Consider the following 13,660-nt stretch of genomic DNA (forward strand, 5'->3'; position numbering starts at 1 on the left):
AGGAGGAATCAGCATGACCAATGTCCTCTTCGTTTGCCTGGGCAACATCTGCCGCTCCCCGATGGCGGAGGCGGTCTTTCGGCATTTGGTGGAGGCGGAGGGACTGAGCGGCAGGATTTCCGTCGATTCGGCCGGTATTGGCGGCTGGCATGCCGGAGAACCGCCGCACAGCGGGACGCGCCGCGTGCTGACGGAAAAGGGGATCTCGCATGACACCCTGCGCGCCCGGCAAATCACGCCGGACGACTTCTCCGCTTACGATTACATCGTCTGCATGGATGAGGAAAACCTGCAGGCTCTGCAACAGCAGGCGCCGCGCGGCGTTCCTGTCTACCGCTTGATGGATTTCGCCCCGCAGCTCCCCGAGCGCAACGTCGAAGATCCCTACTATACCGGGCGCTTTGCCTATGTGTACGAGCTGGTAGAGGCGGGATGCCGGGGCTTGTTGGAGGAGATCAAGGAAAAGCTGCACTAGCGTCTCCCCCGCAAAATGAGAAAAGACAGTGCGAAGACTCGCACTGTCTTGTTTTTTTTTGATTGTATGCCGCGAACCAATCCGGCTCTTTTTTTACGGCTTCGTCTCCGCCGAAACACCCTTGGGCGGGGTTGTCAGATCGCGCAGAATCGCGACTTCCACCCGGCGGTTTTTGGCTCGGCCTTCCGGCGTCGCGTTAGATGCGACCGGATGGTACTCGCCTACCCCGGTTGCGCTGAATTTGGCCGGGTCCAATTGGGAGTTCTCCAGCAGGACTTTCAGGAAGTTGACCGAGCGCTTTACGCTCAGATCCCAGTTGGACGGGAAGTCGGGCCGGTTGATCGGAACATTGTCCGTATGGCCGGTGACCGTTACCTTTTTCGGATGGGGCACCAGCATCGCGGCCATCTCCGCAGCCAGCTTGCGCGCTTCCGGCTTCAGGTCCGCCCTGCCGGAGTCGAACAAGGCATTGTCCAGGATGGTGATCAGCAATCCCTCGTCGGTCAGCTGTGTCTGCAGCTTGTCCTGCAGATTATTGGCCTCAATATACTCTTCCAGCCGTCCCTGCAGCTTCTTCAGATCTTCCGTCTCTTTGCGGAACGCCTCTTCCAGCTTCTTTTCCTCTTCTGTCAATTCCCGATCATCGTCTTCTTTGCCCATATGGAGCGTCTGCTGCGGCAGGGAGGGGTCCAGCGGCACCGGACTCGGCTGGTTAAACACCCCGATCCCTCCGTTTAACGCCACGTCAAAAGAACGAACCATCTGGTCGAACTTCTTGGCGTCCATCTTGCTCGAGGCAAACAGCACAATAAAGAGCGCGAGCAAAAGCGTGAGCAGGTCCGCGTAAGGGATCAGCCAGGATTCATCCATATGCTCTTCGTGATTGCCATGACGTTTTGAGCGTTTAGCCATTTACAGCGGCCTCCTCCTCCTTCTTCTCCTCCTTCGCCGCGGCGCGTTCCTGCGAAGGGATATAGACGAGGAGCTTTTGCTCGATCGCTGCCGGCGATACGCCCGCCTGGATCGAAAGCAAGCCTTCTACCATGATTTTTTTGATTTCAATTTCCAGCTTGGACTTCCGCTTCAGCTTGGTGGCAAATGGATGCCACAGGACGTACCCGGTGAAGATACCGAGCAGGGTCGCCACGAATGCGGCCGCGATGGAGAGTCCCAACGCGTCAATGTCGCTCAGGTTCCCCAGCGCTGCGATCAAGCCGACTACCGCGCCGAGCACCCCGAGCGTCGGAGCGTAGCTGCCCGCCTGGCTGAAGATGAGCGCTCCCGCCTGGTGACGCTCTTCGATCGCGTAGATTTCCTCGTTCAGCACGTCCCGGACAAACTCCGGCTCGCCGCCGTCGATAATCATCTTCATGCCATTTCTCAGGAACGGGTCTTCAATCTCATCGGATGTATTCTCCAGCGCCAAAAGACCTTCGCGGCGCGCAATCGACGCCCAGTTCATAAACTGGTCGATCAGTTCTCTTTTGGACGGCAGTTTTTGTTCCGTAAACAAAATCTTGAAAAGTGCCGGGATCCGTTTGATTTCGCCCATCGGAAAGGCGTTGAAAAGAGCGGCCACCGTACCAACGATAATGATCATGAAGGCTGCGGGGTTAAGCAAGGCTGTCAGGCTGGCATGCTTCAGCACCATCCCGACTACTACGGCTAGAATTCCTAAAACAATCCCGATCAAGGTCGATTTTTCCATTGTGACACTCCCTAACCACCATGTTCAAAAAATATCTCTATATATGGTTTCGGTAATTCTGCGTTTGGTTGTGAGGGAAAGTTGAGGAAAATCGGGACACTTTTGCGAAAACCTCAGCCGAACCAGGTAATCAGACAGATCATGGCGAGCAAACCGATGATAAAGGAAAAGGTGGCGGAGCGTTCGTGGCCGTCCCCGTGGCTCTCCGGAATCAGCTCCTTGTACACGATAAACAGCATCGCCCCTGCGGCGAAAGACAGGCCGTAGGGAACCAGACCCTCGACAAAAGAGGTCAGGTAGTAGCCCGTCAGCGAAGCGACGATCTCCACAGAGCCGGTCAGCGTCGCGAGCAAGAAGGCCTTGAAGCGGCTGACCCGCTGGTTAATCAGGAAGAGGGCGACGAGAAAACCCTCGGGCGCGTTTTGCAAGCCGATGGCAAAGGCGATCAAGCCGCCCAGCCCGCTATGCTCGGACGAATAGCTGACGCCAACGGAAAGCCCCTCCGGTATATTGTGCAGGGTAATCGCGGAGAGGATCAGCATCGACTGGGTATCCATCGAGATATTGGCGCGGCTGTGCTCCAGATCGATATGCGGGATGATACTCTCCAGCAGCGTCAACATCACCGTGCCAGTCAGCACACCGAGACAGACGGCGAGCAGGCTGTCGCTTTTCATCGCTTGCGGAATCAGGCTGAAGGTGCAGGCGGCCACCATGATCCCGGCCGTAAAGGCGAGCAGAATGTCGCGCCACCTGTGCGTGACCTGCTTGAAGAAGAGAATCGGAAGCGCACCCACTCCCGTAGCCAATGCCGATAGTAAGCTGCCCACGATAAGTTGTTCCACGATGATTCCTCCCGGGCGAAACTCAGATATCCCACATCATAACACGGATGAAAAAAAACATGCGCAGAAAAACGGAGGCCTTTGGAAAAAAAATAGCGCCGTCCCCGGACAGCACTATGTATATTAGCTACCGTGCATGCGTATGCTTTCCGCACGCTCGGAATCGCTCAGAAGCGGGCATGTATAGCAGCACCGCCCTCCCTTTACCTGATACTGATAACAGCATTGGCGCCGGATGTGGATCGTCTCTCCGCTTCCGGACGGGTGAGGGACTTCTGCATAGCTGGTATCAAACGGCCTGCCTTTTCCCCCTCCCAATAAGGAAGAGTCGGCCACTTTGGTCAAAAAGAAGAAATCGTCGGCCATCTGCCGTTTCAAATGAAGGGTCGGGGCCGCCTCCTGCCATCGGGTGTAGTAAAAATGCAGCAGATAGGCCGTATGCGACCAGAGAATCTGCTCACGAACTTTGGTTGCGGCCGAAAGAGCGGCGATGAGCGGACTGACGGTTTCCTGAAAAATCTGCCGGACGTACTGCTCTCTCCACAGGGCACGCTCCCCTTCCTGGGGCCTGCTCACACCCGCATCCCTGAGAACAAACCGGGGCAGCGTCCAGCTCTTGTCCGCCGTCAGGACGACATTGGGGAGAGCGATATCGATCCCCACGGAGTCCCAGGACATGGCGTGCAGGGCACCGCAGACGAGCGCCAGGAACCGCTTGAAAAAGAGGGACGCGGTCACGATGCTGGTAGGAGAGCCGATATCTTCGCCGACCTGACGCAGAAAGATCATGCTCGTCTCTTTGCGCAGCAGATTTTCAGCCGGGAACACAAGCGGAGCCTCTGTCCGATCTGCAAACAAGATGCGATATTTCTGCTCCAGAACCGCTGCATTCCAATCGGAACCCATCCTCACTCATCCTTCCTTCGTGCGCCCAATCATCGTCAATGATTTTCATTATCACTCACACTTATTATATGCCGCTCTCCCCCTTCCTGACAAGTTTTTCTGAAAAAAAGAGGAAAGTGCCCGCCCATGCAAAAAGACTGCGGAGCAAAGCAGCCCCACAGTCTTATCGTATACGTTTTCACATGCGTGCCGAGAAGGTGCTACACCTTGAACCTGGCGACGGTCACCTGCAGTTCCTCCGCCATCTTGGACAGAGCCGTAGCCGAAGAAGCGATCTCCTCCATGGAGGCCAGCTGTTCCTCTGTGGCGGCCGAAACACTTTGCGTCCCTTCGGCCGCTGTGCCGGATACCTCGGAGATCAGATTCATGACATCCAGGACCTGGTCGGTATGGGCCGACACTTGCTGAGCGGAGGCGGAGACATCTTGAATCTGTTCGGTTACATTCCGGATCGACATCTGGATTCGGTCAAAGGTATCCCCTGCCTGATGAACCACCTGGATGCCGGACTGCACTTCGCGATTGCCGGCCTCCATCGACGCGACAGCCCGCGTCGTCTCTTCCTGGATCGTCTTGATCAGCTGGGCGATCTGGGAAGCGGACTTTGATGACTGTTCGGCCAGCTTGCGCACTTCATCCGCCACGACGGCAAAGCCCCGTCCGTGCTCGCCTGCGCGCGCCGCTTCAATCGCCGCATTGAGCGCAAGCAGATTGGTCTGCTCGGCGATGCCGGTGATCACTTCGATAATTTGGCCGATCGCCTGCGAGTGCGCGCCCAGACCTTCCACCGAGCCGGCCAGTTCACGGATCGATTCGTGAATCGCATTCATCTGGCGGACGGCCGCCTGGATGGCCTGATTGCCTTCACCTGCGATGTCGGCTACCTGCACGGCGGTCTGGGAGGCGCTTTGCGCATTGACGGCGATGTGCTGGATGCTGGAGGTCATCTCGCGGACAGCCGTCGCCCCGTCACCCACGCTTTTGACCTGGCGATCGGTTCCGGCTGCCACTTCCTGCACGATGACCGCAATCTGCTCCGTCGCCTTGCTCGTCTGGTCGGCACTCGCCGTCAGCTCCTCAGCGGACGAAGCCACCTGCTCGGATGTCGTGCTCACCTGGCGTATCAACATCTGCAGATTGCCGGTCATTTCATTGAAAGAGTCGGTCAGGACAGCCAGCTCATCGCGGTTTTTGATTCGCAGCGGCTCTACGCGCAGATTTCCGGCGGCTACCTCTTTCACATTTTCCACCAATTTGTTCAGCGGCGTCCGGATGTTTCGGGTCAGCAGGACTGCCAGCGCGATGCCGCCGGCAAGCGAGATCGCCAGGAGGATCAAGTTGTCGCGGATGCCTTCCTGATAGATCTGGTTGCTCACCCTCGTCGCTTCTTGGCTGCCCTCGCTGTTGAGCCGGATCAGTTGGTCGACGTACTCCTTGCGTTCAGCAAACAGCACATCCGACTGTTTCTTCAGCTCTTCCAACTGGAGCAGGATCTCCGGTGTCGCCGGGGTGGAGACATCCACTCTTCTCCCAGATTCGACAGCCAGGGTGTTAAACGTCTTGTATTCGGCCAGCGTCCGTTTCAGCTTCAGGAAGATTTGCCGTTCTTCCTCGCTTTGAATGGTAGTCTCGTAGATTGCTATTTTTTGATCGATCATGGCAAAGTGCTCATCGATCTGTTTGATTATTCCCTCTTTTTCAGCTTTATCTACGGTCGAATAGAGGCTTTGATCGTAGGCGTAGATGGTTTGCAATTCGGTGTTTATCTGCATGATGGCTTCCAGTCCGGGGAGCCAGCTGCTGGTAAATTCGGAGACCTTCTCATTCAGCTGGTACATTTTTAACACTGCCATCGCTCCGGATAGCACCATGATGATCAGTAAGACGGAAAAGGCACCCAACAATTTTTTTCCGATTGAAATTTTCATAATGACCACCCACTTTTCTATCTTTCTCCTAACCTGTTCCCGCTTTTTTCTCCGGTTAAACGCTGCGCTCTCCTTCCGCCAAAAAAGTCATCTCGACCTCTCCCTGTGTCTGTACGATAATAGCCATAGACTCATATGCAAAGACAATCCGAAGAAGAGGATCGCTGTTTCCACCCAAGAGAGGAGAGGGGAGAAAATGACTGTGAAACATTACGATGCGATCATCGTCGGCGCGGGCTCCATGGGCATGGCGGCCGGCTACTATTTGGCCAAACAAGGAATCGCCACCTTGCTGATCGACGCTTCCGATCCGCCCCATCAGCTGGGCAGCCACCACGGCGACACGCGCATTATCAGACACGCCTATGGCGAGGGCGAGCGGTATGTCCCGCTGACGATCCGGGCCAAGGAATTGTGGAGAGAGCTGGAGGAAGAGAGCGGCCAAACCCTGTTCGTGCAGACAGGCGTGCTGAATGCTGGCCCGGCGCCTATCCCTTTCATCCAGCAGGTTCGCCAGAGTGCCGAGCGCTTCTCGCTGCCGATGGAGGTGCTTGCTGCCGATGAGTTGAGCAGACGCTGGCCGGGGATCCAGGTCCCGGATGATTTTATCGGCTGCTTCGAGCCGACTTCAGGCGTGCTGTACAGCGAGGAATGCATCCGCGCCTATCGCCGGCTAGCCCTCCGGCACGGCGCGGAGCTGCTCACATACGAACGGGTGAAAGAGATTCAGGCGCGGCCGGACGGAGCCGTCGTCGTAACCGGGCAGGGAGCCTACAGCTGCGACAAGCTGTTGGTCAGTGCAGGCGCATGGAACCCGGATCTGCTCTCTCCCCTCGGCCTGTCCCTGCCGCTCACGCCTACGCGCAAGACGGTCTCCTGGTACGATGCCGACGAGGAGCTTTACCGGGAGGGGCGTTTTCCCGCCTTCATTTTCCAACTGCCTGACGCCGCCTATTACGGTTTCCCCAGCATTGCCTGGGCCGGGGTAAAAATCGGGCGTCACGACGGCGGACTGCCCGTGCATCCGGACGAGCTGGACCGCACCTTTGGCACAGACCCGGCGGATGAGGCGGACACCCGCTCATTTTTAGAGCGCTTCATGCCGCGTGCCGCAGGTCCGCTTCGCCAAGGACGGGTATGCTTGTACACCTTTACGCCGGATGAGGATTTCATCATCGACCAGCATCCGGCATACCGCCATATCGTCATCGCCGCCGGTTTCTCCGGACATGGCTTTAAATTTGCCAGCGCGGTCGGAGAAGCGGCCAGCCAGCTGCTGCTGCACGGCGCGTCTGTGCACAATCTCTCCCCCTTTGCCATCAACCGCTGGCAGAGAGAGGCTCAGGGATAGAGGGATGTAGATCGCCGACAGGCAAAACGCTTCGCCCAGCAAAAACAGGCCGGGAGACTCGCCTCTCTCCCGGCCTGTTTTTTTCTATTAACCTTCCCACGCCATGAGCCCGATCTCGGCGCGGATCAACTCCTCATACGCCGGCCCCGCTCCGCCGATCAGACGCGCATGGGCGGACGGATCTTCGAACTGGGCCAAGTAGCCAAAGCCCGGCCTCGTCGCCTGGTTGAGCAGGTGGGCGGTCCTCAGTGCACCCGGCCTGCGCCTGTCATTCAAGTGGCGAATGATCCCTTCTGCATCATGGATTCCGACGCCATGCCCGTAATACAGCCCATTTCCGAGAAAGACCGCATTCTCCCCCTGCCATTCGGGCGTCTCCGGCAGATGGTCCGGATTGTCGAAATATAAAATGTCACCCGGCAAAAACGTCTGTGTCGGCGCGGTCGTGAGCTGCAAATCAGGGTCATACCGCCAATCGTAGAGCAGCAGATTCTGGAACATCCGGTCGAAATCAGAGCGGCGAATGGTCTGCATGACCGCGTGATAGAGGATGATCACCATCGCGGTCGCGCATTCCAGCGCGTAGGAGCGCCCATTGCGAAAAATATCTTCGATCGCGACGGAAGGCGGCACCTGCGGACGCAGCTGACATCCTCCAAAATCGGTGCGTTCCCAATAGGTCAGATGGCATCGCGTCTCTTCAAAGGTGGCAAAAGCGAGGCCGCTGCGGTAAAGCTGCTGCGCAGAGATGACAATCTGACCGCGCAGCCTCAGCTCAAACCGCAAAAAATCGGCCGCCGGATAATCGAACACTTCCGGTCCGCGGGCCATTCTTTGCAAAATTTCTTGCTGAACGTGGTTGACTTGCCATTCACGGGCCAATGACGCCGGGTCGGCTGGCATTCCCGCGATCCTGATCATGCTGTTCATCTCCCCTTCATCGAAGCATCCTTACACTTTATGCCTGCCCGGGGAGAATAGCACTGCGATCGCATCGGCGCAGCCAGGGGACGAGAGGGAGCGTCTACATCAGCCACGATTGGACAGCCGGAAAAAACAGATACGCCCAGACGACCGTGATCAGCGCACCGGCGATGACGGCCAGCGTCGCACTGCCGCCCTCCAGATCGCCCTGTTCAAAGGCTTTGACCATTCCCAGCGCATGGGCGCCCATCCCGTACATCAATCCGATCGCCAGCGGATGGCGAAGCCGCATCCTTTTGATGATGCGAGGCCCCAGGAAAACGCCCGCAAAGCTGGTCAGCATGACAAACGCCGCCGTCAGCTCGGGAGTTCCGCCCAGCGCGGACGACAAATTGACCGCCACCGGCATCGTGATGGACCGCGGGATCACACTGATGGCCGCCTCCGCCCCCAACCCGAGGAAAACGGTGCCGACGACACCGGCGAGAACGGCGGTCAACGAGCCGAGGGCCAGGCTCCCCACGATCAATCGCCAGTTGGCCGCCAGAATGGGCCAATTGCGGTAGAGCGGAATCGCAAAGGCGACGGTGACGACATCCAGCATGCCCGTCAGCGATGAGGTGGACGCCTTGTATGCATCAAAAGGCATCTGAAAAACCAGAGTGAGCAGCACGATGCCGAGCGGCGCCAGTATCGCCGGTGAACGAAGCAGACCCGGCTTTTTCGCATGGATGCGCTTGGCTGCCGCATACAAGGCCACGGTAATCGCGAGACTAGAGATTTTCCACAGAATCACGCGGCTCTCTCACCCCGCTCCAGCGGTAGATCCGCTCCGCCAGGACACCGGTCGCGATCATGACGAGCGCTGTCCCGCTGATGACGACCGCAAGTACCAGCAGTCCCTTAATGCCCAGCATCCACGGGTATTGCACGATTCCCGCGATCGAAGGGATAAAGAACAGGATCATTTCGGAGAGCAAGAGAGCCGCTCCGCTCTCCACCCAGCTCAATCGGATCAAGCCGGATTGCAGGGCCGTAAACAACAGTCCCAAACCGATCAGGCTGCCAGGTATATGCAGCTGGAAGAGGGCGGCTGCCCCTTTTCCCAGCCAGGCAAATGCGAAGAGGATCACGATTTGCGACAAAGCCCTGAGCCATTTTTTCAAAGAGACCACCCCCGGTGCCTGCTTTTTGTTAGCACCATTCTAAGCGGTCTCCCTCTCATTCGTACAATACATATCTGTCATCATTTCTATGCAAAAAAGCTATGGAACAACGTGATCCCGCACAAAGCCGATGAATGCCCGGGCTGCATGGGAGAGGTAGCGATCCTTGCGGCAGATCAGCGCGTAGGTCCAGTCAATCGGCGGCCAGGACAGCGGGACGATATGCAATTTTCCCCGGTGCAGACGCTCCGCCACCGAGCGGGGGACTAGCGAGATGCCCATCCGCGCCGCCACCATTTCGCCGACAAAATCCCACAGCGAACTCATGTAGGCGACCTTCGGCTCAAAGCCCGCTTGCAGGCAGGCTTGGCGGACGACGTCATGCATGGCGTACTCTTCTGTAAACAGGACGAACGACTCGTCTCTCAGGTCCGTGAGATTGACGCTTTCCCGGCCGAACAGCTCATGTCCGGGATAGACGATGGCGACCAGCTCCTCGGCGCGAAGCGGGATCGCTTCGAAGCGCTCCTCATTCACCGGGAGCACGGTCAAGCCGATATCGATATGGCCTTGCTCCACCTGTACCTCCAGCGGTTTGGCACTGTACTCCCGCATCTCCAGCTCGATCTGCGGGTACCGCTGTTTGAAGCGGGCGATGGCAGCCGGCAGCAAAAAGGCCCCCACTGTCGGGAGCAGGCCCAGACGGATGAAGCCCCGCTCCACCTGCAGCAACTCCTCGACGGAGCTGGTTAGATCGCCGACCAGCTGGAGGATGCGCTGGGCGTGTTCGTAGACCAGGTGGCCGGCATCGGTCAATTCGATTTTGCGCTCGCTGCGGTCGAGGAGCACCACGCCCAGTTCCGTTTCCAGGCTTTTGATCATCTTGCTGATGGACGGCTGAGAGACGTGCAGCACCTCGGCTGCACGGGTAAAACTGCGTTGCTTTGCCACTTCGGCAAAATATTGAAGCTGTCTGATATCCATAAGTGCTCTCCGATCAGGAGATGGTGAATACTTCGTGCTGACCGGCCAGCTCCATAAAGTGATTCAATCCCGCAATTTTTCCCGCTTTCAGTTCATCGACCAGCCCGTAATGCTCCACACAGGTTTTGCAACCAAAGACAGGAACCCCCTGTTCCTCCAGCTCCTTTAAGTGGAGATGAGAGAGCGAGTGATCGGTCAGCGTGTAGACGCCCCGATTCATGCAGAAAATGGCCACGGGCTTTTGCTCGGCCTGCTTCAGTTGGACGAGAAAATTCTCCAACACGGCCGCTCCCAGTTCCGGCTCTCCTTTTCCAAATTGGTCGGAAGCAATCAAAATTACTTTGTTTTTCATTTCGGCTCCTCCTTGCTTGCGATTCTCTTCCAGCTTACCACAAAAGCGGTTCTTTTTATGCCGGACGGGGTGAGATCTTTCCAAAAAAAGCCACCCGGCGCATCGGGTGGCGTTCTTTCTCTGTCTATTTGATTGCGTTCCAATCATAGGGCGTTTCCTGGTAGACGTAGTAGTTCAGCCAGTTGGAGAAAAGCAGGTTGGAATGCGCCCGCCATCTGACCACTGGCGGCTGGCTCGGGTCATCTCCCGGGAAGTAGTTTTTCGGCACCTGGATCTCCAGCCCTCTGCGGAGGTCCCGCTCATACTCTTCCTTGAGCGTGCAGGGGTCGTATTCGGAGTGGCCGGTGACGAAAATCTGCCGCCCATCCTTTGTCGCCACGATGTAGACGCCCGCTTCCTCCGATTCCGAGAGAATCTCCAGCTCCGGCACCTTTTCGATGTCCTCACGCCGGTTCTCCGTATGGCGGGAGTGCGGGATGTCGAACTCGTTGTCAAAACCGCGGAACAGCTTCACATTCTGCTTGTTCAGCGTGTGCTTGAACACGCCGAACAGCTTCTCGGGAAGCGGATGCTTGGGCACGCCAAAGTGATGGTACAGCCCCGCTTGCGCCCCCCAGCAGATGTGCAGAGTCGACGTGACATTGGTCAACTTCCAATCCAGTATCTGCTGCAGCTCCGGCCAGTAGTTGACCTCCTCGAAGTCGATCTGCTCGACAGGGGCGCCGGTGATGATCATCCCGTCAAACTTCTCGTGCCGGATCTCCTCGAACGTCTTGTAAAAGGTGATCAGATGCTCTTCCGGCGTATTTTTGGAAGTATGGCTGCACGGGTACATCAGAACAGCCTCTACCTGCAGCGGGGTATTCCCGATCAGTCGGAGCAGCTGCGTCTCGGTCGTCTGCTTGACCGGCATCAAATTGAGGATCACGATGCGAAGCGGGCGGATGTCTTGGGTAAACGCCCGGCTCTCCTTCATGACAAAAATATTTTCCTTCTCCAGTATCTCCGTTGCCGGCAATTCATCAGGCAGTTTAATCGGCATGGTTTCTCCCCCTTCCATCCTTTACAACGTTGTCGCAGTGAATAACCCGACAAATTCGACAAGTCTACTCTTCATTCCTGCATTTATTTTACCGGTTTCGAAATGTTCTGTCTCTATTCTTGTATAAAAAAAACAGAAATGTCTATGATCCGGGCCGTAGGGAGAAGAATCATGTTTCCCTGGCTCAGCTCCGGTTTCCGCCCCGCGAGAATGGAAGCACAGTCCGCTACCCAGCAGCCCTCGGGGTTGCGCAAAAGCAGCGCTGCTCCGAGGTCATCCCAAGGGCCTCGCCCCTGTATCCCCCATGGCCGCTCGCCCCGGAGCGGACCGTGCACACTTCTCAGGGGGCGGAGCCTGGAGCCGAAGAGGGGGAGATGCTTCTTCTCGGCACGGCTCCGTTCCCATGTGTTTTTGTTATGAATGCTTTCTGCTAACCTGGCCTATGTTTTATCCAGATACCGCTGCATCAGACTGGCCCTGGTCTTCCAGACCTGCTCACTGAGATGGACCCGGTAATGCTCCGGATTATGCATGCGAAGATACTCCGGCCAAAACAGGCAAAGCTGCTCGCGGTGATAGCGCCGGATCTCCTCCAAATCGGGCAGGTCATAGACCCGTTTTCCCTCGGCAAATACCGGGACCAGCAGCGGCTCGGCCTCGTACTTGTCCAACTGCTTGCTGATGTAGGGATGATTGGGGTGAAACAGCTTGATGGCGGCCCGCTCCTGAATGTCCCGCTCATCCGGATAGCAGAGGTAGTCGGCGATGGCTTTCCCCGTCTGTTTGTCGATCAGGCGGTAGATGTCCTTGGCCCCGGGGATGGTCACCTTTTCCGGGTTGGCGGAGATTTTGATCGTCGGCACATACGCGCCGTCCTCCCCTTCCCTCGCCACCAGCTTGTACACGCCGCCGAGTGTCGGCTGATCGGCCGCCGTGATCAGCTGGGTCCCCACCCCCCAGGCATCGACGCGGGCTCCCTGCACCTTCAGGCTTAGAATCGTATGCTCGTCCAGATCATTGGAGGCCACGATCTTCACCTCGGTCAGTCCTGCCTGATCCAGCATTTCGCGCGTCTTGATCGACAGGTAGGCGATGTCGCCGCTGTCCAGCCGGACGGCTCTCAGGCTTTTTCCCTGCCGCTTCATCGCCAGCCCGATCTGAATCGCATGCGGCACGCCGCTCCCCAGCGTGTCATAAGTGTCTACGAGCAGGGTCACTTGATCGGGCAGCGCGGTCGCATAGCGGCGAAAGGCTTCCTCTTCGCTTTCGTGGGACTGCACCCAAGAATGGGCATGGGTCCCCTCCGTCGGGATGCCAAACAGCTTTCCCGCCAGCATATTGGACGTGGAGTCAAACCCGGCCAGGTAGACGGCACGCGTCCCCCAGAGGGCTGCGTCTGCCTCCTGCGCGCGGCGGATGCCGAATTCCATCAGGGCGTCGCCTTTGGCCACCTGCCGGATGCGGGAAGCCTTGGTCGCGATGAGGGTCTGGTAGTTCAAAAAATTGAGCAGGGCGGTTTCGATCAGCTGCGCCTCAAAGATGCGGCTCTCCACGCGAACCAGCGGCTCGCCGGGAAAAACCAGCGACCCTTCGCGGACGGAGTAGAGCGAACCAGAGAAGCGAAACTGTCTCAGCTCCTCCAGAAAGCCGGGATCGTAGTTTTCCTCCTGTTCCCGCAAATAGGCGAGATCGCTTTCCTCAAAACGGAGATCCTCCACGTACTTGACGATTCGCTCCAGCCCGGCAAACACCGCGTAGCCATTGCCAAAGGGGAGCTTGCGAAAAAACGCCTCAAACACCGCCTTTCGGTTGTGCGTGCCATGCAACCAATGGGCGTACATCATATTGATTTGATACTTGTCTGTATGAAGAGCCAATCCTGGTGAAAGCATGGTGCTTCGCCTCCTGTTAAAATCGACCGCCTGTTGCGTTCTCATTGCGGCGCGGCTTGTTTCGTTCGCGCCCTATTGCGCTCCCGG

General features: G+C 57.4%; 14 protein-coding genes. 2 read left to right on the top strand and 12 right to left on the bottom strand.

Going from position 1 to position 13,660, the window contains the following annotated elements; genetic code table 11:
• Positions 1 to 13: 13 nt before the first annotated feature.
• The gene (locus JD108_RS18850) at positions 14 to 475 is read left to right on the top strand and encodes a low molecular weight protein-tyrosine-phosphatase (protein ID WP_198827492.1); all 462 of its coding nucleotides are present in this window, start codon (positions 14 to 16) and stop codon (positions 473 to 475) included.
• A gap of 93 nt (positions 476 to 568) precedes the next feature.
• Here JD108_RS18850 and motB read toward each other — a convergent pair whose 3' ends face one another.
• The 5 genes from motB to JD108_RS18875 all read right to left on the bottom strand — a co-directional run bounded on the left by motB (position 569) and on the right by JD108_RS18875 (position 5,862).
• The gene (gene motB, locus JD108_RS18855; protein ID WP_198827493.1) at positions 569 to 1,387 is read right to left on the bottom strand and encodes a flagellar motor protein MotB; all 819 of its coding nucleotides are present in this window, start codon (positions 1,385 to 1,387) and stop codon (positions 569 to 571) included.
• Positions 1,380 to 2,183, bottom strand: a complete 804-nt coding sequence (gene motA / locus JD108_RS18860; protein ID WP_198827494.1) for a flagellar motor stator protein MotA — start codon at positions 2,181 to 2,183, stop codon at positions 1,380 to 1,382. The genes motB and motA overlap by 8 nt, the downstream gene beginning before the upstream one ends.
• A 113-nt stretch (positions 2,184 to 2,296) precedes the next feature.
• Positions 2,297 to 3,028, bottom strand: a complete 732-nt coding sequence (locus JD108_RS18865) for a ZIP family metal transporter (RefSeq protein WP_198827495.1) — start codon at positions 3,026 to 3,028, stop codon at positions 2,297 to 2,299.
• Between the two features lie 123 nt (positions 3,029 to 3,151).
• On the bottom strand, positions 3,152 to 3,934 hold the full coding sequence (locus JD108_RS18870) for an IucA/IucC family C-terminal-domain containing protein (RefSeq protein ID WP_198827496.1): 783 nt from the start codon (positions 3,932 to 3,934) through the stop codon (positions 3,152 to 3,154).
• Positions 3,935 to 4,134: 200 nt separating this feature from the next.
• The gene (locus tag JD108_RS18875) at positions 4,135 to 5,862 is read right to left on the bottom strand and encodes a methyl-accepting chemotaxis protein (protein ID WP_198827497.1); all 1,728 of its coding nucleotides are present in this window, start codon (positions 5,860 to 5,862) and stop codon (positions 4,135 to 4,137) included.
• Positions 5,863 to 6,064: 202 nt separating this feature from the next.
• Between JD108_RS18875 and solA the strand changes: the two genes are divergently transcribed.
• Positions 6,065 to 7,213 carry an N-methyl-L-tryptophan oxidase gene (gene solA / locus JD108_RS18880; protein WP_198830183.1) on the top strand — a complete coding sequence of 383 codons (1,149 nt, stop codon included), beginning with the start codon at positions 6,065 to 6,067 and terminating at the stop codon, positions 7,211 to 7,213.
• Positions 7,214 to 7,300: 87 nt separating this feature from the next.
• Here solA and JD108_RS18885 read toward each other — a convergent pair whose 3' ends face one another.
• From JD108_RS18885 to JD108_RS18915, 7 genes are all read right to left on the bottom strand, one after another.
• On the bottom strand, positions 7,301 to 8,134 hold the full coding sequence (locus tag JD108_RS18885) for a protein-glutamine gamma-glutamyltransferase (protein WP_198827498.1): 834 nt from the start codon (positions 8,132 to 8,134) through the stop codon (positions 7,301 to 7,303).
• A gap of 103 nt (positions 8,135 to 8,237) precedes the next feature.
• Positions 8,238 to 8,933 carry an LrgB family protein gene (locus JD108_RS18890; protein WP_198827499.1) on the bottom strand — a complete coding sequence of 232 codons (696 nt, stop codon included), beginning with the start codon at positions 8,931 to 8,933 and terminating at the stop codon, positions 8,238 to 8,240.
• Entirely contained in the window at positions 8,911 to 9,303 is a 393-nt protein-coding gene (locus tag JD108_RS18895; protein ID WP_198827500.1) for a CidA/LrgA family protein, read from the bottom strand. Before JD108_RS18895 ends, JD108_RS18890 begins: the two co-directional genes overlap by 23 nt.
• A gap of 99 nt (positions 9,304 to 9,402) precedes the next feature.
• Entirely contained in the window at positions 9,403 to 10,287 is an 885-nt protein-coding gene (locus tag JD108_RS18900; RefSeq protein WP_198827501.1) for a LysR family transcriptional regulator, read from the bottom strand.
• 13 nt (positions 10,288 to 10,300) lie between these two features.
• Complete coding sequence (locus tag JD108_RS18905; RefSeq protein ID WP_198827502.1) at positions 10,301 to 10,639, bottom strand: DsrE family protein; 339 nt, start codon at positions 10,637 to 10,639, stop codon at positions 10,301 to 10,303.
• A gap of 124 nt (positions 10,640 to 10,763) precedes the next feature.
• Positions 10,764 to 11,681 carry a homoserine O-acetyltransferase MetA gene (metA, locus tag JD108_RS18910; RefSeq protein WP_198827503.1) on the bottom strand — a complete coding sequence of 306 codons (918 nt, stop codon included), beginning with the start codon at positions 11,679 to 11,681 and terminating at the stop codon, positions 10,764 to 10,766.
• A 440-nt stretch (positions 11,682 to 12,121) separates the two neighbouring features.
• Positions 12,122 to 13,573 carry a nicotinate phosphoribosyltransferase gene (locus JD108_RS18915; RefSeq protein ID WP_198827504.1) on the bottom strand — a complete coding sequence of 484 codons (1,452 nt, stop codon included), beginning with the start codon at positions 13,571 to 13,573 and terminating at the stop codon, positions 12,122 to 12,124.
• Positions 13,574 to 13,660 lie beyond the last annotated feature (87 nt).

The organism is Brevibacillus composti (assembly GCF_016406105.1).
Classification (GTDB): domain Bacteria; phylum Bacillota; class Bacilli; order Brevibacillales; family Brevibacillaceae; genus Brevibacillus; species Brevibacillus composti.